This is a genomic window from Streptacidiphilus sp. MAP12-20 (assembly GCF_041262525.1).
Taxonomy (GTDB): domain Bacteria; phylum Actinomycetota; class Actinomycetes; order Streptomycetales; family Streptomycetaceae; genus Streptacidiphilus.
Map to the genome: position 1 here is coordinate 160,374 of NZ_JBGCCK010000004.1, position 22,966 is coordinate 183,339.

A 22,966-nucleotide genomic window follows, 5' to 3' on the forward strand; every position below is an offset into this window, starting at 1 on the left:
AGGAGCGGCGGGCCTTCGTCATACCTGCTGCCGTACGGCTCAGTGGAAGAAGTGCCGCGTCCCGGTGAGGTACATGGTGATGCCTGCCGCCTTCGCGGCCTCGGCCACCAGGTCGTCGCGGACCGAACCGCCGGGCTGGACCACGGCCTTGACGCCGGCCTCGATCAGCACCTCGAGCCCGTCGGGGAACGGGAAGAACGCGTCCGAGGCCGCGAACGAACCCTGCGCCCGCTCACCCGCGCGCTGGACCGCGAGCTTCGCCGAGTCCACCCGGTTGACCTGGCCCATGCCGACGCCGACCGAGGCGCCGCCCTTGGCGAGCAGGATCGCGTTGGACTTGACGGCCCGGCAGGCACGCCAGGCGAAGGCCAGCTCGGCCAGATCCGCCTCGCCGAGCGCCTCGCCGCAGGCGAGCGTCCAGTTCGCCGGGTCGTCGCCCGCCGCGTCGATCCGGTCGGCCTGCTGGAGCAGCAGACCGCCGGTCACCGCGCGGGTCTCCACCGCCGCGACGGCGGGGGTGCCGCGCAGCACGCGGATGTTCTTCTTCTGCGCCAGCACCTCGACCGCGCCCGGCTCGTAGTCCGGGGCGAAGACGACCTCAGTGAAGATCGGCGCGATCTGCTCGGCCAGCGCCACCGTCACCGGACGGTTGACGGCGATGACGCCGCCGAACGCCGAGACCGGGTCGCAGGCGTGCGCCTTGGCGTGCGCATCGACGACGTCCGCGCCGACGGCGATGCCGCACGGGTTGGCGTGCTTGATGATCGCGACGCACGGCTCGGCGTGGTCGTACGCGGCACGGATCGCGGCGTCCGTGTCGGCGTAGTTGTTGTAGGACATCTCCTTGCCGTGCAGCTGCTCGGCGGCGGCCAGGCCGGTGCCGCTGCCGTCGACGTAGAGCGCGGCGGCCTGGTGCGGGTTCTCGCCGTAGCGGAGCACGTTCTCGCGCTCCCAGGTGGCGCCGAGGAACGCCGGGAACTGCTCCTCGTCCTGCGGGGCGTAGCCGCTGGAGAACCAGGAGGCGACGGCCACGTCGTAGGCGGCGGTGTGCGCGAAGGCCTCGCCGGCCAGGCGCTTGCGGGTGGCCAGGTCGAAGCCGCCGTCGGCGACCGCCTTCAGCACGTCCGCGTAGCGCTCGGGCGAGGTGACCACGGCCACGGAGGGGTGGTTCTTGGCCGCGGCGCGGACCATGCTCGGGCCGCCGATGTCGATCTGCTCGACGCACTCGTCCGGGCTCGCGCCGGAGGCGACGGTCGCGGCGAACGGGTAGAGGTTGACGATCACCAGGTCGAAGGGCTCGACGCCCAGCTCCTGGAGCTGCTCGCGGTGCGAGGCCAGGCGGAGGTCCGCCAGGATGCCCGCGTGCACGCGGGGGTGCAGGGTCTTCACTCGGCCGTCGAGGCACTCGGGGAAGCCGGTCAGTTCCTCGACCGGAGTGACCGGCACGCCCGCGCCGGCGATCTTCGCCGCGGTCGAGCCGGTGGAGACCAGCTCGACGCCGGCCGCGTGCAGGCCCTGGGCCAGCTCGGTGAGACCGGTCTTGTCGTAGACGCTGACGAGCGCCCGACGGAGGGGACGAACGTTCTCGGAGGTGGGCTGCGGCTGGTTGCTGCCTGAGCTCATTACCGAATCCTTCTGCAATGCCCCGACGAGATGACCACCCCGTCGGCGCGGTTGATGTGTGGTGGTGCTGGTGGTGCGCGCCGCGGTGTTACTCGGCGGGCGCCGGGATCAGCACCCGGCGTCCGTCGATCCGGTGGCCCTCGCGGGCCAGCCGTCCCACGGCGTCGACGAGCAGTTTCCGCTCGACGTTCTTGATGCGCTCGTGGAGCGCTTCGCCCTCGTCCTCGTAGTCCGAGTCGGCGACCTCGACCACGCCCTGGGCGATGATCGGTCCGGTGTCCACGCCCTCGTCGACCAGGTGCACGGTGCAGCCGGTGACCCGCACCCCGTACGCGAGCGCGTCGCGCACTCCGTGCGCGCCGGGGAACGCGGGGAGCAGGGCGGGGTGGGTGTTGACGATGCGGCCCTCGAAGCGGCGCATGAAGGCACCGCCGAGGATCTTCATGAAACCGGCCGAGACGACCAGGTCCGGCGTGTGGAAGGCGGTGGCGGCGGTCAGCTCGGCGTCCCAGTCGGTGCGCTCGGGGTAGTCCTTCACCCGGTGCACGAAGGTGGGGATCCCGGCGCGCTCGGCGCGCTCCAGGCCGGCGATGCCGTCGCGGTCGGCGCCGACGGCGACGATCACAGCGCCGTAGGCCGGGTCGGCGGCGGCGTCGATCAGCGCCTGGAGGTTGGTGCCGGAGCCGGAGACGAGGACGACGAGGCGGGCGGGCGCCGCAGGTGCGGCGAAGTCCAGCGGTGCACTGCCAGGCGCAAGAGCCACAGCTCGGTCCTTCGGGTCGGGCCCGCGGGCGTCCTGCCGCCTGCTGCTGCTTCCGCGCGGCGTGCCGGGACGTCCATCGAGCTCAATCGGTGGCAGGCGCGGGGTGTCATCTCGTGACCGGCATCCGCGTCCGCCGAAGTGTGTCCGCGGTCGTCCCGCGGACCGGACGGGAACCTCTTGGGCACGCCGTCCGTCAGCAACTTTACCGGTACCCGCGCGCGGTCCCGTACCCCGGCTGTTCCCCGGCGGCTCCCCCGCCGACGATCATCCTGGGGTCGCACGCCGCAGAAGGGTCCGGAGTGAGAGGGTGTCTCCTACAAGGAGACCGCACACAGCGCGTCCGAAGCGGAAGATGCAACCAGGAGTAACGGCGAAGACCATGGGCCACAGCGGCGACACCAATCGGACCGGCTCGCAGGCGCGGGACCCTTTCGCGCCACCGCCCGCCGGCACGCCCGACCGGCCCTGGCAGCCGCGCGGTCCGATCGCGCACCAACAGCAGCCGCACGCGCAGCCCCCGGCGCAGGGCGGCGCGCCCGAGGGCGGCGACGAGCCGCGTGACGCCGCGCCTGACGGCTCGGCCCGGCCGGACGGTGCGGCCGCGCCCGAGGACGCCACGCCCCCGTCGCGCGGACGCGCCCAGGTCCCGCCGCCGCACCCGTGGAGCCCGGGCTACCAGGGCCAGCAGCCTCCGATGCCGCGCTTCCCGTACCCGCCGCAGAACTCCGGCCCGCGCTTCGACCCGACCGACCCGGTCCAGCGCCGGGCCCGGTACGCGATGCTCAGCGGCATGTGGGGATTCCTCTTCCTGATCCTCGGCATCCCCTACCTCACGCTGCTGCTGGGCGCCCTGGCGCTGTACTGGGGCATCAGCGCGCTGCGCGGCGAGGCGAAGACGCCGACCCCCGCGGTCAACGCCGGGCTGCCCCCGATGCCGCACGGCCCCGGCTACTACCCGACGGCCCCCGCCAAGCCGCAGGCCCCGGCCGCGATCGGCGGCCTGATCGCGGGCGCGGTGGGGCTGGCGCTGGTCGGGGCGGTCTTCGGCGTGCAGCTCTACTACAAGAGCTACTACGACTGCCAGGCGAACGCGCTGACCAAGGCGGCCTACAACACCTGCGCCACGTCTGTCACGCCGACCCCGCCGGCGTGGCTGGTGCAGCTCAACGGCGGCGGCTGAGCGGGCCGGTCTTTCGCGCTACTTTGGTGGCATGGCGACCACCGACGAGGTCTACCGACGCCTGCGCGAGTACCGCGACGAGCTCACGCTCCCCTCTGGCTTTGCCTGGCCGGAGATCAGCGCGGGACAGATCCTGATGATGATGAGCCCGTCGACGGCTCATGATTTCAATGCGATCCGCCTCCGGCGTCAACTCGATGTCCAACTGACAGCAGGCCTGCTGGCAGCGACCACCGGTGATGTCGAGGACATAGGGCACGGTGTGCTGCGGCGCCCGGACGTGTTCGTCTATCCCGAGGCGGAGTTCGAAGCAGCCGCCGAACGGGGTGACGCTGCCCTCGATCCGCACGCGATTCTCCTGGCCATCGAGATCGTCTCGCCCTCCAACCCTGAGAACGACTACGAGGGCAAGATGCGGGACTACCCGGCGATGGGCATCCCCCACTACCTCATCGTCGACCCACGAAACGGCACCTGCGTGCATCACTGGGCCATCAGCGTCAAGAACGGCGTACCGACGTACGAGGGCACCGCGCCGTACGTGTTCGGCGACAAGATCACTATCGCGGAGTGGACCCTCGATACGGGAGAGCTCCGCCGCTACAAGAAGGCCGCCGCCTCCGGCTGAGGGCTCACGCCGTCCTCCGTCTCGGCGGTCTCCGCGACCTTGTGGGCGCGGCGGGCGGCGTGCCAGCGGAGGGCGAACAGGGTCGGCAGGGCGAGCGCGGCGGTCCAGCCGAAGGCAGCCAGCGCGCTCCAACCGACGGGTGGGCCCACCTGCGCCAGCGCTGCGGTCCCCAGCGCGCCACCGGCCCAGAGGGCCGCCGCGCCGGTCAGCAGTCCGGTGCAGGCGGCCGCGGCCAGTGCGGTGAACGCGGCCGTCCAGGCGCCCGGCAGCGCCGACGCGGCGAGGAACCGGCCGACGACCGGGCCGGCGACGGCGGGAACCGCCAGCGCGCAGAGGCCGAGCAGCGAGCGTCCTGGCGTGGGGGCGTCGGCGAGCAGCGGCAGCGCGAGCGGTGACAGCGCGGCCGAGCCGGTCGCCGCGGCGTGGCCGCCGAGGGTGAAGCCGGGCCCGAGCGCATAGCCCGCGGACCAGACGGCGGCGTTCGGCAGCAGCGCGGCGCAGAGCAGCAGGAGGGCCGCGCGCCCCGCCGGGTCCGGGGCGAGCTGCGCGGCGAGCGCCCCGGCGTCGCCGAAGTGCGCGAGCAGTGACCCCAGCAGCACGAGCCCGCCACCGCCGAACAGCGCGAGCGCGCCGGCCAGCCCGGCGCGCAGCGCGACATCCCGGTACGGCGCGACGGCCCGCAGCTGCTCCACGCGCCGGGCGAGCCACCCGTCCGGCACGGAGACCGGCCAGACGCCGAGCCACTCGCCGTGCGCGCGGAGCGCCTGCCAGCCCGCGACCAGCCCCCAGACGCCCGTGCTGCGTCGAGCCCCGGCCATCGCGGCGGGGAGCGCGAGCAGGGCGACCCAGCACAGGTCCGGCAGCGGCTCGCTGCGCGGGGCTCCGCCCAGGCCGACGAGGACGGCGAGCAGCGCGACGGCGAGGTACCCGAGCACGACGCCGCCGATCCGCGCGGTGCGGGCAGCGGCCCGGAAGACGAGCGCGGCGGCGAGCGCGGTGACGAGCAGCGGGGCCACGCCGAGCGTGGCGGCTCCGGCGAGGCCCTCCCAGCGCAGCGGTCCACCGTGGCCGAGCAGCCAGATCCCGGCAGCGGTACGGGGAACGGCGGCGAGTCCGCCCCCGGCGTAGGGGGTGACCACCCAGAGCAGGAACACGGGTCCAGCGACGACCCCCCACCCCGCGGCGGCGGCCGCGGCACCGGCGAGGAGGGCGGGTCGGTCGAAAAGCGGCATGGTCCAGGGTCGACCCGTGACACGCCCGATCTGTCACAAAACATGCAGTTATCACTCTTTGCTCCAACAATTCATATATGCGACTGAGCCTCACCGTGGCCACGACGACCCCTGGGGGGCTCGCATGACCGCGCCCTCATCCCGCACCCCCCGCACCAAACGCCGGGCCCAAGCCGCCCGCCGCGCAGGCACGGAGAAGCCCCCGCCGAGCACCCCCAAGGCCACAGCCCCAGACCCACCCCGGCCCACCCGGCCACCGCGCACCGGCAAGGCCGGAGCCGAGAGCCCAACGCGGGAACCGGCGCAGGCGCCGACAGCCCCATCTCGGACCACACCTGACCCAACGTCCATCGCAGGGGCCCGCGCAGCGGTCGACGGCGCGCCCGCCGCCAAGCCGGTCGCCGACCGGTCAAACCGGACATCCGAATCTCCGCGAAGCGGCAAGACCGGGGCTGAGAAGGCAGCGGGCGGTGACCAGCAAGCCGCACCAGCGGTCAGCAGCACGGCGCAGGCGAGGGAGGGGGTGGAGCCGTCGTTGTCGTCGTTGGCGCCGGCGCCGGTCGCGGTGGGGAGGCGTGGGGCGGTGGGGCATGTCGCCGTCGACGCCACGCGGAGCGTGGAGGCCGCGGCGGCGGGGCGGGGTGGGGCCCGGGGCGCTGCCGTCGGTGTCGAGGAGGCGCGGGCGCTGGGAGTGACCGCCGAGGCGTTCGACGCGCTGTACGCCGCCGCCGGGCCGCGGCTGGCCTGGCAGACGTACCTGCTCACCGCGCACCGCCACCGCGCCGCCCACTGCGTGCGCCGCGCGTTCCAGCTCGCGTGGACGAACTGGGAGACCGTCAGCGCCGACGCCTCCCCCGAGGGCTGGGTCCGGGCCGGCGCGTTCGAGCTCGCGCTCTCGCCCTGGCACAGCGGCGGTCCCCGCATGCAGCACCTGCTGCACCTACCGCACCGACAGCTGCGCACCCCTGACGGCGAGGAGAATCTGACCAAGCGTGACAAGGCGCTGATGTCAGCGCTCATGCGCCTGCCCCGCCCGCAGCGCCGCGCGCTGGTCCTGCACGACGTGATAGGGCTCGACTGGGCGCAGACCGCCGTCGAGGTCGAGGGCAGCACGCCGGTGGCCTTCGGGCGCGTCGCCCTCGCGCGGCGCGCGCTCGCCAGGACGGTGCCCGGGATCGTCGGCACCGACGCGGACGCCCCCGGTTTCGGCCGTCGCGTCGGTGAGCAGCTGCGCGCCACCGCGATCCGCGCGTTCGGCGACCAGGCGAATCTGCCGCACCTCGCGCCGCCGCAGCGCACCCGCGTCCGCGCGCGGCTGCACGACCGCGGCATGACCGCCGCCGCGGGCGCGCTGACCCTGGCCACGGCAGGTGGTCTCGCCGCCTCGCTGATCTGGGGCACCCCGATGCACCCGAAGGAGCAGCCCTTCATCAGCCATCGCCAGCCGACCCCGGCCGACCAGGCGTTCTCCATGCCGCAGCCGCTCCCGCCCCAGCCGCTGATGCACACGATCCCGGTGACCCGTCACGACACCACCGCCGCCGCCGTGAACGCGGCCCTCCGCGGCAGCGGCAGCAGCAGCTCCAACGGGAACGTGGCACAGCAGCACCCGCACCACGCGGGGAACACAGGGAACACAGGGAACGCAGCGCACACCGGGCAGCACAAGAAACACCACTGAAAGCAGACACGGCGAAGGGCCGCCCCCGCAGGTGGGAACGGCCCTTCGTTCGTGGAACGACTCAGCGGTGAGCGATCAGCCGATCAGCTCGCGCGCCAGGCGCGCGGTCTCGGACGGCGTCTTGCCGACCTTGACGCCGGCGGCCTCGAGGGCCTCCTTCTTCGCCTGCGCCGTGCCGGAGGAGCCGGAGACGATGGCGCCGGCGTGGCCCATGGTCTTGCCCTCGGGCGCGGTGAAGCCCGCGACGTAGCCGACGACCGGCTTGGTGATGTGCTCGGCGATGTACGCCGCCGCGCGCTCCTCGGCGTCGCCGCCGATCTCACCGATCATCACGATGATGTCGGTGTCCGGGTCGTCCTGGAACGCCTGGAGGGCGTCGATGTGCGTGGTGCCGATGACCGGGTCGCCACCGATGCCGACCGCCGACGAGAAGCCGATGTCGGACAGCTCGTACATCATCTGGTAGGTCAGCGTGCCCGACTTCGACACCAGGCCGATGCGGCCGGCCGAGGTGATGTCCGCCGGGATGATGCCCGCGTTGGACTGTCCGGGGCTGATCAGGCCGGGGCAGTTCGGGCCGATGATCCGGGTCTTGTTGCCCTTGGAGGTGGCGTAGGCCCAGAAGTTGGCGGTGTCGTGGACCGGCACGCCCTCGGTGATCACGACGGCCAGGCCGATCTCGGCGTCGATCGCCTCGATGACCGCGTCCTTGGTGAAGGCCGGCGGCACGAAGATCACGGAGACGTCGGCGCCGGTGGCGGCCATGGCCTCCTTGACCGAGCCGAAGACCGGCACCTCGGTGCCGTCGACGTCAACAGTGGTGCCCGCCTTGCGCGGGTTCACGCCACCGACGATGTCGGTGCCGGAGGCGAGCATGCGGCGGGTGTGCTTCATGCCCTCGGAGCCGGTCATGCCCTGGACGATGACCTTGCTGTCCTTGGTGAGGAAGATAGCCATTTCGGTGTCCCCAGCCCTTACTTCGCAGCCGCGAGCTCAGCGGCCCGGTCAGCCGCGCCGTCCATGGTGTCCACCTGCTGAACCAGCGGGTGGTTCGCGTCGGTCAGGATCTGACGACCCAGCTCCGCGTTGTTGCCGTCCAGGCGGACGACGAGAGGCTTGGTGACGGCCTCGCCCTTGCTCGCGAGCAGCTCGAGCGCCTGCACGATGCCGTTGGCGACCGCGTCGCACGCGGTGATGCCGCCGAAGACGTTGACGAAGACGGACTTGACGTCCGGGTCGCCCAGGATGATCTCCAGGCCGTTCGCCATCACCTCGGCGGACGCGCCGCCGCCGATGTCGAGGAAGTTGGCGGGCTTGACGCCGCCATGGTTCTCACCGGCGTAGGCGACGACGTCCAGGGTGCTCATGACGAGACCCGCGCCGTTGCCGATGATGCCGACCTCGCCCTCGAGCTTGACGTAGTTCAGGCCCTTGGCCTTCGCCTTCGCCTCGAGCGGGTTGGCCGCGGCCTTGTCCTCCAGCGCCTCGTGCTCCGGCTGGCGGAAGTCGGCGTTGGCGTCCAGGGAGACCTTGCCGTCGAGCGCGACGATCTTGCCCTCGCCCGTCTTGACCAGCGGGTTCACCTCGACCAGCAGGGCGTCCTCGGCGATGAAGACCTTCCACAGCTGCTGCAGCACGTCAGCAACCTGGTCGGCGACCTCGGCCGGGAACTTCGCCGCGGCGACGATCTCGGCGGCCTTCGCGGCAGTGACGCCCTCGACGGCGTCGACCGGCACCTTGGCCAGCGCGTCCGGGTTCTCCTCGGCCACGACCTCGATCTCCACGCCGCCCTCGACGGAGGCCATGGCGAGGAAGGTGCGGTTGGTCCGGTCGAGCAGGAACGAGACGTAGTACTCGTCCTTGATGTCCGCCGTCTGGGCGAGCATCACCTTGTGGACGGTGTGGCCCTTGATGTCCATCCCGAGGATGGCTTCGGCCTTGGCCACGGCGTCCGCCGGGTCCGAGGCCAGCTTGACGCCGCCGGCCTTACCGCGGCCACCGACCTTCACCTGAGCCTTGACGACCGCGCGGCCGCCCAGGCGCTCCGCGACCGCACGAGCAGCCTCCGGAGTCTCGATGACTTCACCGTCCAGCACCGGTACACCGTGCTTGGCGAAGAGATCCCTCGCCTGGTATTCGAACAGGTCCACGCGCGTCCGTCCTTGTGATCGCGACTGCTTGTCTTCCCAGCGTGCCGCACGGACCGAGGTAGGCGGAGTACGCAGGCCCTGGCAGGGGCCTTGCGTCAGCGCCGTCGCTACGGGGAGCACACGGCGGCGTGGCACGCGGCATGTCCGTCTCGCAGGTTATCCCCGTCCGGGGGGCGGGGTTCACCCGGAGGACTCCGTCGGCCGGTGATAACCATCACAACGGGGTAGCGCGGGGCGACTGGCGTCCGGATCGGGCGCTTTCCGGCGACCCGCCGCAACCTCCTGGTCGATCGTCCGAAGCGCCTCGGCGGGGGTAGCGCAGCGGGTATAACGGATGCATCACGGTGGCCGCCTCAGGCGCCACCTGTGCCCGAGAAGCGGACGCCCGATGCACAGAAGCGCGCACAGACCCGGTCACAGCCCCGGCTCAGCCGAGCTCACCATGGAGCTCACCGTCGACAGTGCCGCGCTGGGCGCGGCACGCTACACCTGGGCGATGGACCGGCAGGCCGCCGCGACCTTCGTCGCCACCGCCGAGTCCGTGGCCCGCGCCCGCCGCTTCGTGCGGATCACGGCGGCGATGTGGCGGCTGCGCCCGGACACGGTCGCCGACACCGAGCTGTGCATGTCGGAGCTGGTCGGCAACGCCATCCGGCACACCCGGAGCGCGCGCCTGCACTGCAGGCTCTGGAGTGCGCGCGGCATGCTCTTCGTCGAGGTCGACGACGAGGACCTGCGGGACCTCCCGAGGCTCGAGCACGCGGGCGAGGACGACGAGGGCGGTCGCGGCATGCTGCTGATCGACACCTTCACCACGGCCTGGGGCACGGTGCCGCGCCCCGGCAGCGGCGGCAAGACCGTCTGGGCGGCGCTGCCGCTGCCGCTGCCGCGCTGAGGTCCTTCTCAAGCGGCCGGTATCGGCAGCGGGCGCTTCTGCAGGGCGGCGGCCATGATCTCGGGGAAGAGGTCCGGCATGCAGGCGAAGGCGGGCGCGCCGAGCGCCGCGAGCGCGGCGGCGTGCTCGCGGTCGTAGGCGGGCGCGCCCTCGTCGCTGAGCGCGAGCAGGGCGATGAACTGCACCCCGGCCGCCTTCATCGCGGCGACGCGCTTCAGCATCTCGGCCCGGATGCCCCCCTCGTAGAGATCACTGACAAGGACGACCACGGTGTCGGCCGGCCGGGTGATGCGCGACTGGCAGTAGGCGAGCGCCCGGTTGATGTCCGTCCCGCCGCCGAGCTGGACCCCGAAGAGGACGTCCACCGGGTCGGCGAGCTCCTCGGTGAGGTCGACCACGGCGGTGTCGAAGACGACCAGCCGGGTGCTGAGCGAGTGCATCGACGCGAGCACCGCGCCGAAGACGGAGGAGTGCACGACGGACGCGGCCATCGATCCCGATTGGTCGATGCAGAGGATGACGTCCTTCTTCACCGCCTGCTGGGCGCGGGCGTAGCCGACGAGACGCTCGGGCACGACGGTGCGGTGGTCGGGCAGGTAGTTCTTCAGATTGGCCCGGATGGTGCGGTCCCAGTCGATGTCACGGTGGCGCGGTCGGTGGGTCCGGGCGCTGCGGTCGAGCGCGCCGCCGACGACGGAGCGGGTGCGGGCCGCGATCCGACGTTCGAGATCGGCGACGACCTTACGGACGACCGCGCGGGCCGTCTCCCTGGTGGTCTCCGGAAGCGCCTTGCCGAGGGAGATGAGGGTGCCGACGAGATGGACGTCGGGCTCGACGGCCTCCAGCATCTCCGGCTCCATCAGCAGTCGGGTGAGCCCGAGGCGCTCGATGGCGTCCTGCTGCATCAGTTGAACGACGCTGGTCGGGAAGTAACTGCGTATGTCCCCCAGCCAGCGGGCGACCTGCGGCGCGGAGCCGCCGAGTCCGGCGCTGCGCGGCCCGCCGCCGGGCTGGGAGGCGTAGACGGCGGCGAGGGTGCGGTCCATGGCGGCGTCGCGCCCGGTGAGCGCGCGGCCGGTGCCGTCGGCGTCGCCGCCGAGGACGAGCCGCCAGCGGCGCAGGCGCTCGTCGTGCGTGGGCGTGGTCGTCATCGTGTCTCCGTAGGGCCGAGGATCAGCTGAACCGTCGCGAGGGCGGGGGCGGCCTGCGCCGCGTCGAGTTCGGTGGCGAAGCCGGCGTGTTCGGTCTCCGCGTCGTGGCGCCGGCCGCCGCGGACCAGCTCCCCGACGCTGCGCCGGACTCCCGGCTCCAGCCTGGAGAAGGTGCGGCGCAGCAGGGGCAGGACGTCCGGGAAGGCGGCGTCGGGGATCCTGGCGATCCATGCGTCGACGAGCCCGAGCAGCCGCTGGTCGTGCACGAGCAGCACGCCGCCTCCGGCGAGGAACCCGTCCACCCACGCCGCGCCCTCCGCCGGCGGCACGCCCGGCGTCAGCACGAGCCCCAGCAACCGTGCCGCCTCCCCCTCCTCCAGCCACCCGTCGTCCAGCAGCAGCCGGGCCGCCCTCCCGCGCACCACGCCTGCGGCGAGCTCCCGCTCCACGAGCCCGCGGAGGCAGGCCACCCACCGCGCCTGCACCCCGGGCTCACCGAGCAGCGTGATCGCCGTGTGGGTGGCTGTCAGGTGGCCCGCCAAGGCTTGGGCCGCTGTCGCGTCGAGGGAGGTCGCCGCTGAGGGGAGGCCGATGCAGATGCGGGTGGCGAGGGAGGTGGCCAGGTCCGCCAGGAGTGGGGTCGCGGTGGCGCGGACGTCGCCGTAGCGGAGGGAGCGGACCAGGGCCGGGAGCGCCTCCGCGAGGTGGGCGACGTCGGTGTCCAGCGCCGCACGGTCGGCCAGGCAGCGCAGGACGACGGGCAGGGCGTCGGGGAGGGAGGCGAGCAGGCACGTCTCGGCGAGCGCGGTGACCTCGCCCAACTGCCGCGCGTCCACCGCGCGCGCCGATGCCCGCGCCGACGCCGCCGCCTCGACCGTCGTGCCCCAGATGCCCGCCTCCGCGACGCGGACGGCCAACTCCGGCTCCCAGGAAAGCTCCCAGCTCTCCCTGAAGGTTCCCGTCGCCCGCGTCTGCGACTCCGTCGGGACCGCCCAGTCGATGCCCAGCAGCACCAGCCGGTGCAGCAGCCGGCTTCGGGCCGCGTCCACGTCCTTGCGCAGATCCAGGTCGAGGGCCCGCACCCGCGTCTCCGGCTTGAGCCGGAGCTCGCGCTGGAGGCGCGTCAGGTCGCGTTGCAGCGGGACCGCCGGGGCCGCCTCCGGCACCTGGCCCAGTGCGTCGCCGACGATCAGCCGCTCCTCGATCAGCCGCAGCGGCACGTCCGAGCCCTCACAGAGCACCGCCCGCACCGCGTCGACCGTCTCCGCCAGCCCCGCCAGCGGCCGCCCGCGCATCGCCGCCAAGGTCTCGGCGAGGCGTACCGCCTCGATCACGTGCGCGGAGGAGACCGCGTAGTCCTCCTCCCGCAGCAGCGCCGCGACGCGGGCCAGCCAACGTTCGACGACCTGGCGGCCGTCCGAGTCGAAGAGGTGCTGGTACCAGCCCGGCGAGGCGATGCCCGCGCCGTAGCCGGTGTGCTGGGAGAGTCGGCGGTGCGTCCAGGGGACCCAGGTCAGCTCGACCTTGGCCTTGGGCAGCCCGCGCAGCAGCGCGTTGTCGGCGGCGACGGGGACCTTCGCCGCCAGCGCGGGGACGTGCCAGGCGCCGCAGACGACCGCGATCCGCTCGTGGCCCGCCCGCGCGGCGGCGCGGATCTGCTTGCGCATGTACGCCTCGCGGCGCGCGTCTTCCAGCACCTCGGGCGCCTCCTCGCGCAGCGCCGTCATCGCCTCCGCCAGCGCCTGGAACGGCGCCAGCGCGTCCTCGCCTCCGCCGCCGGGACGCGCGTGCTCGACGACGTCGTCCCACCAGCGCTCCGCGTCCTCCTGTCCGGCCGCTCGCGCCAACTCGCCGATCGGGTCCACCGCGTACGCCTCTCGCTCCTCGCCGTCGCTGGAGGCGGGAGCGGTCAGCGCGAAGGTGTGCGCAGCCGGCAGATCGATGAAGCGGACCGGGATCTCCTCCTCCAGTGCGTGCCGCAGCGCGACCCACTCCGGGGAGAAGGCCGCGAAGGGCCAGAACGCAGCGCGGGCGGGCTCGTCGACCACGTGCGCGAGCAGCGCGACCGGCGGCGTCATCTCCTTGTCCGCGGCGAGCGCCAGCAGCGCGTCCGCCTCGGGCGGGCCCTCGATCAGCACCGCGTCGGGCCGGAACTGCGCGAGCGCCGCGCCCACTGCCCGTGCGGAGCCTGGACCGTGATGACGCACGCCGAGCAACGCGATCTCCTGGGCAGCGCTGATGAGGGAAGGCACCCCGCCCATCAGCGCGCAGCCGCGTCGCGGCAGCTGCGGTAGAAGTCCTTCCAGTCCGCGCGCTCACGCACGACGGACTCCAGGTACTCCTGCCACACCAGTTGGTCCGCCGCCGGATCACGGACCACCGCTCCGAGGATGCCCGCGGCGACGTCCCCCGCGCGCAGTTCTCCGTCGCCGAAGTGCGCGGCGAGCGCGAGACCGCTGGTGACGACGGATATCGCCTCCGCCGTGGAGAGCGTGCCGGAGGGCGACTTGAGTTTGGTGCGGCCGTCGGCGGTGACGCCGGCGCGCAGTTCGCGGAAGACCGTGACGACGCGCTGGATCTCGGTCAGCGCGCTGGGCAGCTCCGGCAGGTCGAGCGAGCGGCCGAGCTCGGCGACGCGGCGCGCGACGATCGCGACCTCGTCGTCCAGCGAGGCGGGCAGCGGCAGCACCACCGTGTTGAAGCGGCGACGCAGCGCGGAGGAGAGCTCGTTGACGCCTCGGTCGCGGTCGTTGGCGGTGGCGATCAGGTTGAAGCCGCGGACGGCCTGCACCTCCTCCCCCAACTCCGGTATCGGCAGCGTCTTCTCGGAGAGGATGGTGATCAGCGTGTCCTGCACGTCGGCCGGGATCCGGGTCAGCTCCTCGACCCGGGCGGTCTTGCCCTCGGCCATCGCGCGCAGCACCGGGCTCGGCACCAGCGCCTCCCTGCTGGGGCCCTCGGCGAGCAGCCGGGCGTAGTTCCAGCCGTAGCGGATCGCCTCCTCGGGCGTGCCCGCCGTGCCCTGGACCAGCAGCGTCGAATCGCCGCTGACGGCGGCGGCGAGGTGTTCGGACACCCACGTCTTGGCCGTGCCGGGCACGCCGAGCAGCAGCAGCGCCCGGTCCGTCGCCAGCGTAGTGACCGCGACCTCGACGATCCGGCGCGGGCCGACGTACTTGGGCGTGATCACGGTGCCGTCCGGCAGTGTGCCACCGAGCAGGTAGGTCGCGACGGCCCAGGGCGAGAGCCGCCAGCGGACCGGGCGCGGCCGGTCGTCCGCTGCGGCCAGCGCGGCGAGTTCGGCGGCGTAGGCCGTCTCCGCGTGCGGCCGGATGGCCTCGGGGGTGGGTGTGGGCGTGAGTGCGGACGTGGACATAGGTCTCCTCAGGGAGGAAGGCACCAGGGCGTCGTCAAAGACCAGGGCGTCGTCAAAGAGCAGTCGAAAGGGCGCTCACAGCTCGGGCGCCGCCTGCAACAACCACTCTGCACGGTGGGTCTGACAATTCCTCGGGGCGTCGGGATCGGCCCTCGGGACTTGTCAGTGGTGCGTCCTAACGTCGGAGGCATGGACGTTCGCTGGACTACCGATCACGTTCTCTCCCTCTCCCCCGACGCCGCCTCCGCCAAGGCCGCCGCCAAGCTCGCCAAGGCGGAGCCCTGGTCCGGCACGGGGGCGAGCGCGGAGGCCGTGTGGGGCGCGTGCAAGGGCAGCGGGTCGCGGCCGTACCAGACGGTCGTCGCGCTCGACGGTCCCGCCTACCACTGCTCCTGCCCCAGCCGTAAGTTCCCCTGCAAGCACGCGCTCGCACTGCTGCTGCTCTGGTCCGCTGAGGCACTGGCGGGCGAAGCTTCACCCGAATGGGCGGATTCCTGGTTGACGGGCCGTCGGCAGCGCGCCGAACGTGCGGCGGCTGATCCGACTGATCCAGCGTCAACCATCGTGCCTCCGCGCGACGACGCGGCCGCGGCGGCCCGGAGGCGGCGTCGCGAGACGCGGGTGGCGGCCGGCGCGGCCGAGCTCCAGGCCCGCCTGACGGACCAGTTGCGCGGCGGCCTCGCCGACGCCCCGACGCGCGGCCACGCGTTCTGGGAGGGCGTGGCCGCGCGGATGGTCGACGCCCAGGCGCCCGGTCTCGCCGCGCGGGCAAGGGAGTTGGGATCCCTCCCCGCCTCCGGCGGGCCCTGGCCCTCGCGGCTGGTGGAGGAGTACGGGCTGCTGCACCTGCTGACGGCCGGCTACCGGCGCGTCGACGCCCTGCCCGGCCCGCTGGCGGCGACGGTCCGGGCGCGCGTCGGCTTCACCGTGGACAACGCCGACGTGCTGGCGAACGGCCGGCTGATACGCGACCGCTGGCTGGTGCTGGGCTCCCGCGACAGCGCGGACGATCGCCTGACCACCCGCCGTCTCTGGCTGCGCGGTGCGGAGTCCGGGCGGCTCGCCCTGCTGCTCTCCTTCGGACGCCCCGGCGTCGCCCCGGAGTTGTCTCTGCCCATCGGCCTGGAACTGGACGCGGACCTCGCCTTCCACGCCGCCGCCCGCCCGTTGCGCGCCGCGCTCGGTCCGCGCTACGCCGCGCCCGCCTCCCCGGCCGCAGCGCGCCCGATCGGCGTCACCCTGGACGCGGCGCTGGCGGAGTACGCACGCGCGCTCGGCGAGGATCCGTGGCTGGACGCCTGGCCCACCGTGGTCTCCGGTGTGACGCCGGTGCCCACGGAGTCCGGTTGGCAGCTCGTCGACGCGACCGGGGCGGTGCCGCTCCGGACCGCCTCGCTCTGGCGCCTGGTCGCAGCGTCCGGCGGGCGTCCGGTGACGCTCTTCGGCGAGTGCGGCCACCGCGGCTTCTCGGCGGTCACCTGCTGGACCGACGCCGGATCGCTCTCGCTCTGACCACCTCACCCAACCAGCCGGACGACACCGAAGGGTTCGCTGTGAACGACTGGACCGACCTCGTCGAGGACGCCCTCCTGGGCACCAACCGGCGTGACAGTCCCGATCTCCTCGACCGCGCCGCCGCCTGCACCCTCGCCCGCCGCGCGGGCCTGCGTCCCGCGCCCGCGCCGGAGACGCCCGCGCCCGCACCGCTCGACCACCGGCCGCCGCTGCCCGCGACCGCTGCCCGGCGGCTCGCGTCCTTGCTCGCCGAGAGCGGGAGCGAGCTGCTGCCGCAGTGGCTCGGCACCGCGCGGTCCCGTGGCTTCGCGCCCCCACCCGCCCTGGTGCCGCCCCTGCTCGACGCCGCCCGCCAGCGCAGCGACCTGCGCGGGGACGCCGTCGCGCTCGCCGGACCGCTGGGCCGCTGGCTGGCCGAGGTCAATCCGGACTGGCGCTACGTCCTGCGCGTGCCCGCCGTCGGCCAGGACGGGGAGCAACATGACCACACCGACGATGCCGCCGCTTGGGAGGAGGGCCTCTTCGCCGAGCGGGTCACCCAACTGACCCGGCTGCGGCGCCGCGATCCCGCCGCCGGCCTGGCCCTGCTCCGCTCCACGTGGCGCACCGAGCGCGCGGAGGACCGGCTGCTCTTCCTCGACGCCCTCCAGGAGGGCCTCGGTCCAGCCGACGAACAGTTCCTCGAGGAGGCCCTCGCCGACCGCGCCAAGAACGTCCGCGCCACCGCCGCCGAACTGCTCTCCACTCTGCCGGGTTCGGCGCTCTCCACGCGGATGGCGGCGCGAGCCCGGGAGGCCGTCAAGGTCACGGCCGAGGGCCGCCTGGCCGTCGAGCCGCCGACGGCCTGCGACGCCGCGATGCAGCACGACGGGATAGCCCCCACCTCGCCCACCGGGCGCGGCGACCGGGCATTCTGGCTCGGCGAGGTGATCGCGGCGACGCCGCTCTCGTGCTGGACTGAACTGCTGGGACCGCCGGAGCTCGTCCTGTCCCTGCCCATGACGCCCGCCTGGGCGGAAGAGCTGCACGAGGCCTGGGCCCGGGCAGCCGTCCGGCAGCACGCCGCCGCGTGGGCGCGCGCGCTGCTCACCCGTCATCAGGGCCGTGGAACCAGCGGGACGCAGTCCCGGCTGCTCTCCGTCCTGCCGCCGGTGGAGCGGGCGGCCTGGACGGCGCGGTTCGTGCTGGAACAGGGGCCGGCGGAGGCGTTCCAACTGCTCGTCACCTGCCCGCCGCCCTGGCCCGAGGAGCTGGCCGACGCCGTCCTGGACGCACTCGCCCACGTGGCGGGCTCCGGGGCGTACCCGTGGAGCCACAGCGGCGTGCTCGGCGTGGCCGAGCGCTCGCTGCCCTTCGCCGCGGCCGCGCGCGCCGACGCGCTCGCCGAGGCGTCGTCCCCCGCCTGGGCGGAGGTCTTCACCCGGCTCGCGACGACCGTGCGCACGCGCTCCGCGATGCTCGCCGAACTGGCCTGACCTCAGGCGGTGGCGCCCGCGCGGAGGTTGGACTCGACCCAGCTCACGACATCACGCGTGGGCGTGCCCGGCGTGAAGATCGCGGCGACGCCGAGCGCCTTGAGCTGCGGAATGTCTCCGTCGGGGATGATCCCGCCGCCGAAGACCACGATGTCGGCCGCGTCGCGTTCGCGCAGCAGCTCGACCACCTTCGCGCAGAGCGTCATGTGCGCGCCCGAGAGGATCGACAGACCGATGCCGTCGGCGTCCTCCTGGATCGCGGTGTCGACGATCTGCTCCGGGGTCTGGTGCAGGCCGGTGTAGATGACCTCCATGCCGGCGTCGCGCAATGCGCGAGCGATCACCTTGGCGCCACGGTCGTGACCGTCGAGCCCAGGCTTGGCCACGACCACGCGGATAGGGCCGGACACGCCCATCTTTGCCTCCTGCATCATCCCTGCGTCCTTGCAGCTGCTGCGTTAACCGGCGTTCCCATCCGGTGAGGGAACGTTATCGCCAGCCGGGCCCAAACGCTGTTTCGCGGGCCCAAGCGAGGGGAGAATCACACTGATCAACCAGTTCACTGCGCGTTCGAGCACCGGCCGCACCGACGACACCCACCTGTGGCGGTCGGTCGTGGCCCAGTCGCGGACACGCGCAGCGGGGAGCCGCAAGCCGTCACGCACACCTGCCGCCTTGGCCTCTTTCGCGCTTGCCTGCTCTCGCGAGGGCCGTGCACGTTCGCCTGTCCGCGCCGCACGCTTCCCGGATCTGTACCTGCGGGGAGGTCGGAGCCGTGAGCGTCCCGTTCTGTCGTACTGCCGCGCTGGCCAGAGGCGTGGGGCTGGAGGGCGCCGCCCTCGCCGGACACCTGGCCCTCTACCCGGGCGGCTTCACGCCCGAACGCCGACCGCTGCCGCCGGAGCACTGCGACCACGGCGCGGCCGCCGGACACAGTCCGGTCCTGCTGCTGCACGGCCTCTTCGACAATCGCGCGGTCTTCACCCTGCTCCGCCACAACCTCCACGTCCACGGCTGGGACCACCTGCACGGCCTCAACTACAACCCGTTCACCCTCGACGTCCCGCGCGCGGCGGCACTGCTGGGCCGACACGTCGAACACGTGCGCAAGGTCTACGGCGGCGAGCGGATCGCGATCGTCGGCCACAGCCTCGGCGGACTGATCGCCCGCTACTACGTGCAGTTGCTGGGCGGTGACGCCCACGTGCACACCCTCGTCACGCTGGGCACCCCGCACCAGGGCACGGTGATGGCGCACGCCCTGCGCCCGCTGCCGATCGTCCGGCAGATGCTGCCGGACAGCGAGGTGCTGGCCGCGCTCAACACCCCCGCCACCGGCTGCCGGACGCGCTTCCTGTGCTTCTGGGGCGATCTGGATCCACTGATCGTCCCGAACGGGAACGCACGGCTTGCGCACCCCGACCTGATGGCGGAGAACGTGCTGATCAGAAACGCGGGGCATCTGACGCTCCCGGTGCACTGGGAGGTCCTGGCCCGGATCCGCGAGGAGCTGACCCATGGGCAACCCACGGTGATTGATCGTCAGATCGCTTGATGTGACAAATGGTGCACGAGGGATAATTCGGCTGTTCTCTTGTTTCCGATCCGTGACCGGGGATACAGTCACGCTCAATTTCTCGCCGTCGCCGAGGTGGATTGGGAGCCCGTGACCACTGACACCAGTTGGTACGGCCAGCAGACCCTGGTTCATCCGGAGTACCCCCAGCAGTACACCGAGTACGCCGCGTACACCGACTACTCGGCCTACGGGTACGAGTACCGGAACCACTACCAGTACCCGGCCTACGAGCAGCCGCAGGCGGAGTATTACGAGCAGCCGGTCTACGAGCAACCGGTCTACTACCAGCCGGAGCCCGTTCCCGGCTACTACGAGCACTACGAGCACTACGAGTACTACGAGCCGGAACCGGAGCTGGTACTCGAGGCGGAACCTGAGCCGACCCCCGAACCCGACCCGGAGCCCGAGCCCGTCGTCGGGGGCCGCGCCGCGGCGCGGGGTGCGCGCCGGCGGCCTGCGCGGCGCAGGTCCGCCGTGCTGACGATCGCCGTGCCGTCCGTGGCGGTCCTTGGCGTCGCCGGAGCCGCCGCCGCGACGATCGGGCCGCTGCGCCCGCACCACCCCACGACGACCGCCTCCGCGTCGGTCGACGCCGCCGCCCAGGCGAAGGCCCAGGCGCTCGCCGCCGCCGAGGCCAAGGGCGCTGCCGAGCGCGCCAGCCGGGACAAGCAGCGCACGGCGCTGCAGCTGCGCAACGCCGCCGCCAGGAAGGCCGCCGCCGAGGCGCCCAGGTTCACCCTGCCGATCGCCTACCACTCGGGCCTGAGCGCGCTGTTCGGCCAGGCGGGCACGCACTGGATGCAGCTGCACACCGGGATCGACTTCCCCGTCCCGGTCGGCACCCCCGTCCACGCCGTGACCGGCGGGACCATCGCCACGGAGTGGAACCCTTTCTACGGGTACATGGTCAAACTGACCGCACCCGACGGCACCGTCACCTGGTACTGCCACCTCAGTTCGTACCGGGTGCGCAGCGGCCAGGTGAAGATGGGCGACATAATCGCCTACTCCGGCGACACCGGTAACTCCACCGGCCCGCACCTGCACTTCGAGGTGCACCCCAGCGGAGGCGACCCGGTCGACCCCCTGCCTTGGCTGCTGGCAAGGGGCCTCGACCCCCGATAGCTCTTCTGACTCGCTACAACTTCTCCACCGGCGCGTAGCGCAGCAGCAGCTGCTTCGTTCCCTCGGCGCCGAAGTCGATCGTCGCCTTGGCGTCGTCCGCAGGACCGGAGACGGACACGACCGTGCCCAGCCCGAAGCGGTCGTGGGTGACCCGGTCGCCGACGGCCAGGGTGACCGTCGGGCGCTCCTTCATCCGGCCGGCGTTCTTGCCCCAGCCCGCGGCCGGAGCGGAGCGCCGTGAGAACCCCCCTGCGCCCGAGCCGCCTCCCGATCCGCCACGCGAACCGAATCCTGACGGCACGGCCGCGGCAGCCGAGCGCTTCTCCTCGACCAGCGTCGGCGGGATCTCGTCCAGGAAGCGGGAGGCCGGGTTGTAGGACGGCTGGCCCCACGCGCTGCGCAGCACCGCGCGCGAGAGGTAGAGCCGCTCGCGTGCCCGGGTCAGCCCGACGTAGGCGAGCCGGCGCTCCTCCTCCAGCTCCTTGGTGTTGCTCATCGCCCGCATGTGCGGGAAGACGCCGTCCTCCATGCCGGTCAGGAAGACGACGGGGAACTCCAGACCCTTGGCCGTGTGCAGCGTCATCAGCGTGATGACACCGCGGGGCTCACCACCCTCGCCCTCCTCGTCCGGGATCTGATCGGAGTCCGCCACCAGCGCGACCCGCTCGAGGAAGCCGGGCAGGCCGGGCTGCAGCAGCGGCTCGCCGTCCGGGCCCTCGACGGGCTCTTCCTGCTCGAACTCCAGCGCCACGGCCGCGAGTTCCTGAAGGTTCTCCACGCGCGTCTCGTCCTGCGGGTCCGTCGACGCCTGGAGCTCGGCCAGATAGCCGGTCTCCTCCAGCACTGCCTCCAGGACGGCGGCGGGCCCTGCACCCGACTCCACCACACCGCGCAGCTTCGCCATCAGGTCGTTGAACTTCTTCACCGCATTGGCGGAGCGCGCGGCCATGCCGTACGCCTCGTCCACGCGCAACAGCGCCTGCGGGAAGGAGATGCGCTCGCGGGAGGCCAGCGCCTCGATCATCGCCTCGGCCCGGTCGCCGATGCCGCGCTTGGGCACGTTGAGGATCCGGCGCAGCGGCACGGAGTCCTCCGGATTGGCCAGCACCCGCAGGTAGGCCAGGACGTCACGCACCTCCCTGCGCTCGTAGAAGCGGACACCGCCGACGACCTTGTAAGGCAGGCCGACGCGGATGAAGACCTCTTCGAAGACGCGGGACTGCGCGTTGGTGCGGTAGAAGACCGCGATGTCACCGGCCTTCGCGTCGCCCGCGTCGCTGAGCCTGTCGATCTCGTCGGCGATGAACTGCGCCTCGCCGTGCTCGTCGTCGGCGACGTAGGAGGTGATCCGGGTGCCCTCGGCGCCGGCCGTCCACAGGTTCTTCTTGCGGCGGCCGCTGTTGCGCTCGATGACGGAGTTGGCGGCGCTCAGGATCGTCTGCGTGGAGCGGTAGTTCTGCTCCAGAAGGATCGTGGTCGCGTTCGGGTAGTCCTCCTCGAAGTCGAGGATGTTGCGGATCGTCGCGCCACGGAAGGCGTAGATCGACTGGTCCGCGTCACCGACGACGCAGAGCTCGGCGGGCGGGATCTGCGCCAGCTCGGCGGCCGCCGGGTTCACGAACTCGCCGTCCACCGTCTTCTTCGGGGCCTGACCGCTCGCGCCGCCGCTCAGCTCGCGGACGAGCATGTACTGGGCGTGGTTGGTGTCCTGGTACTCGTCGACCAGGATGTGCCGGAACCGGCGGCGGTAGTGCTCGGCGGCATCGGGGAAGGCCTGGAGCAGGTTGACCGTGGTCATGATGATGTCGTCGAAGTCCAGCGCGTTCGCCTCGCGCAGACGGCGCTGGTAGAGCGCGTAGGCCTCGGCCAGCTTGCGCTCCATCGGGTTGGCGGCCTGTCCGGCGTAGGAATCCTCGTCGATGAGCTCGTTCTTGAGGTTGGAGACCTTGGCCGTGAAGGACTTCGGCGGGAACTGCTTCGGGTCCAGGTCGAGATCGCGGCAGACGAGCGCCATCAGGCGCTGCGAGTCGGCGGCGTCGTAGATCGAGAAGCTGGAGGTGAAGCCGAGCCGCTTGCTCTCGCGGCGCAGGATGCGGACGCAGGCGCTGTGGAAGGTGGACACCCACATCGCCTTGGCCCGCGGCCCGACCAGGGCCTCGACGCGCTCGCGCATCTCGCCGGCGGCCTTGTTGGTGAACGTGATCGCGAGGATCTCGCCGGGCTGCACGTCGCGCGCGGCGAGCAGGTAGGCGATGCGGTGGGTGAGCACGCGCGTCTTGCCGGAGCCGGCGCCGGCCACGATGAGCAGCGGGGAGCCGGCGTGCACGACGGCCTCGCGCTGCTGCGGGTTCATCCCGTCCAGCAGCGTCTCGGGGTCCGCGACCGGGTGTGCGGCGCCATTGCGGTAGTACGAACCTGGCACAGGCTCGGCCGAATCGAACGACTGGAAGAGATCCGCGGGGATCTCCTCCTCGTACGGCGAGTAGGCGGCGTCGTCGTACGGCTCGTCGGCCGGGGGCGGAACCGTCGCGGAGACGTCCAGGCCGGGCAGGGGGATGTCGTCAAAGAGGCTGCTCATCACCCCCGAGTCTAG

At 72.6% G+C, this 22,966-nt stretch carries 18 protein-coding genes; 8 read left to right on the plus strand and 10 right to left on the minus strand.

Annotated elements, in window-relative coordinates; all coding sequences use genetic code 11:
• Nucleotides 1-39: 39 nt before the first annotated feature.
• Entirely contained in the window at nt 40-1,623 is a 1,584-nt protein-coding gene (gene purH, locus ABIA32_RS06855) for a bifunctional phosphoribosylaminoimidazolecarboxamide formyltransferase/IMP cyclohydrolase (RefSeq protein ID WP_370092957.1), read from the minus strand.
• Between the two features lie 88 nt (nt 1,624-1,711).
• Nucleotides 1,712-2,386: a phosphoribosylglycinamide formyltransferase gene (gene purN, locus ABIA32_RS06860; RefSeq protein WP_370092958.1), complete on the minus strand. Its 675-nt coding sequence runs from the start codon at nt 2,384-2,386 to the stop codon at nt 1,712-1,714.
• 352 nt (nt 2,387-2,738) lie between these two features.
• Here purN and ABIA32_RS06865 point away from each other — a divergent pair, with 352 nt between their 5' ends.
• Together ABIA32_RS06865 and ABIA32_RS06870 are read left to right on the plus strand one after the other, a co-directional pair.
• Nucleotides 2,739-3,566, plus strand: coding sequence for a hypothetical protein (locus ABIA32_RS06865; protein ID WP_370092959.1), 828 nt, complete (start codon nt 2,739-2,741; stop codon nt 3,564-3,566).
• 31 nt (nt 3,567-3,597) lie between these two features.
• Nucleotides 3,598-4,194: a Uma2 family endonuclease gene (locus ABIA32_RS06870; protein WP_370092960.1), complete on the plus strand. Its 597-nt coding sequence runs from the start codon at nt 3,598-3,600 to the stop codon at nt 4,192-4,194.
• Here ABIA32_RS06870 and ABIA32_RS06875 read toward each other — a convergent pair.
• The gene (locus tag ABIA32_RS06875; RefSeq protein WP_370092961.1) at nt 4,167-5,426 is read right to left on the minus strand and encodes a DUF6350 family protein; all 1,260 of its coding nucleotides are present in this window, start codon (nt 5,424-5,426) and stop codon (nt 4,167-4,169) included. The genes ABIA32_RS06870 and ABIA32_RS06875 overlap by 28 nt on opposite strands.
• A 583-nt stretch (nt 5,427-6,009) precedes the next feature.
• On the opposite strand from ABIA32_RS06875, the gene ABIA32_RS06880 reads away from it, so the two are divergent.
• Nucleotides 6,010-7,107 (plus strand): hypothetical protein, encoded by a 1,098-nt coding sequence (locus tag ABIA32_RS06880; protein WP_370092962.1) that lies wholly within the window; start codon nt 6,010-6,012, stop codon nt 7,105-7,107.
• Nucleotides 7,108-7,182: 75 nt separating this feature from the next.
• Here ABIA32_RS06880 and sucD read toward each other — a convergent pair whose 3' ends face one another.
• Nucleotides 7,183-8,064 carry a succinate--CoA ligase subunit alpha gene (sucD, locus tag ABIA32_RS06885; protein WP_370092963.1) on the minus strand — a complete coding sequence of 294 codons (882 nt, stop codon included), beginning with the start codon at nt 8,062-8,064 and terminating at the stop codon, nt 7,183-7,185.
• A gap of 17 nt (nt 8,065-8,081) precedes the next feature.
• The gene (sucC, locus tag ABIA32_RS06890) at nt 8,082-9,257 is read right to left on the minus strand and encodes an ADP-forming succinate--CoA ligase subunit beta (protein ID WP_370092964.1); all 1,176 of its coding nucleotides are present in this window, start codon (nt 9,255-9,257) and stop codon (nt 8,082-8,084) included.
• Between the two features lie 442 nt (nt 9,258-9,699).
• On the opposite strand from sucC, the gene ABIA32_RS06895 reads away from it, so the two are divergent.
• The gene (locus ABIA32_RS06895) at nt 9,700-10,152 is read left to right on the plus strand and encodes an ATP-binding protein (RefSeq protein ID WP_370092965.1); all 453 of its coding nucleotides are present in this window, start codon (nt 9,700-9,702) and stop codon (nt 10,150-10,152) included.
• Between the two features lie 8 nt (nt 10,153-10,160).
• Here the strand turns inward: ABIA32_RS06895 and ABIA32_RS06900 are convergent, their stop codons facing one another.
• From ABIA32_RS06900 to ABIA32_RS06910, 3 genes are read right to left on the minus strand one after another with little or no spacing between them, the layout of a single operon-like run.
• Complete coding sequence (locus tag ABIA32_RS06900) at nt 10,161-11,303, minus strand: VWA domain-containing protein (protein ID WP_370092966.1); 1,143 nt, start codon at nt 11,301-11,303, stop codon at nt 10,161-10,163.
• Entirely contained in the window at nt 11,300-13,564 is a 2,265-nt protein-coding gene (locus ABIA32_RS06905; RefSeq protein ID WP_370092967.1) for a DUF5682 family protein, read from the minus strand. The genes ABIA32_RS06900 and ABIA32_RS06905 overlap by 4 nt, the downstream gene beginning before the upstream one ends.
• Nucleotides 13,564-14,679, minus strand: a complete 1,116-nt coding sequence (locus ABIA32_RS06910) for an AAA family ATPase (RefSeq protein WP_370092968.1) — start codon at nt 14,677-14,679, stop codon at nt 13,564-13,566. The genes ABIA32_RS06905 and ABIA32_RS06910 overlap by 1 nt, the downstream gene beginning before the upstream one ends.
• A 189-nt stretch (nt 14,680-14,868) precedes the next feature.
• On the opposite strand from ABIA32_RS06910, the gene ABIA32_RS06915 reads away from it, so the two are divergent.
• Both ABIA32_RS06915 and ABIA32_RS06920 read left to right on the plus strand, forming a co-directional pair.
• Nucleotides 14,869-16,191 carry an SWIM zinc finger family protein gene (locus ABIA32_RS06915; protein ID WP_370092969.1) on the plus strand — a complete coding sequence of 441 codons (1,323 nt, stop codon included), beginning with the start codon at nt 14,869-14,871 and terminating at the stop codon, nt 16,189-16,191.
• Nucleotides 16,192-16,232: 41 nt separating this feature from the next.
• Complete coding sequence (locus tag ABIA32_RS06920; RefSeq protein WP_370092970.1) at nt 16,233-17,669, plus strand: DUF5691 domain-containing protein; 1,437 nt, start codon at nt 16,233-16,235, stop codon at nt 17,667-17,669.
• Nucleotides 17,670-17,671: 2 nt separating this feature from the next.
• Here the strand turns inward: ABIA32_RS06920 and ABIA32_RS06925 are convergent, their stop codons facing one another.
• Nucleotides 17,672-18,085: a cobalamin B12-binding domain-containing protein gene (locus ABIA32_RS06925; RefSeq protein WP_370093162.1), complete on the minus strand. Its 414-nt coding sequence runs from the start codon at nt 18,083-18,085 to the stop codon at nt 17,672-17,674.
• A 359-nt stretch (nt 18,086-18,444) separates the two neighbouring features.
• Between ABIA32_RS06925 and ABIA32_RS06930 the strand changes: the two genes are divergently transcribed.
• Entirely contained in the window at nt 18,445-19,224 is a 780-nt protein-coding gene (locus tag ABIA32_RS06930; protein WP_370092971.1) for an esterase/lipase family protein, read from the plus strand.
• Nucleotides 19,225-19,335: 111 nt separating this feature from the next.
• Nucleotides 19,336-20,373 (plus strand): M23 family metallopeptidase, encoded by a 1,038-nt coding sequence (locus ABIA32_RS06935; protein WP_370092972.1) that lies wholly within the window; start codon nt 19,336-19,338, stop codon nt 20,371-20,373.
• A 13-nt stretch (nt 20,374-20,386) separates the two neighbouring features.
• Here ABIA32_RS06935 and pcrA read toward each other — a convergent pair whose 3' ends face one another.
• The gene (gene pcrA / locus ABIA32_RS06940) at nt 20,387-22,951 is read right to left on the minus strand and encodes a DNA helicase PcrA (RefSeq protein WP_370092973.1); all 2,565 of its coding nucleotides are present in this window, start codon (nt 22,949-22,951) and stop codon (nt 20,387-20,389) included.
• Between the last annotated feature and the right edge of the window lie 15 nt (nt 22,952-22,966).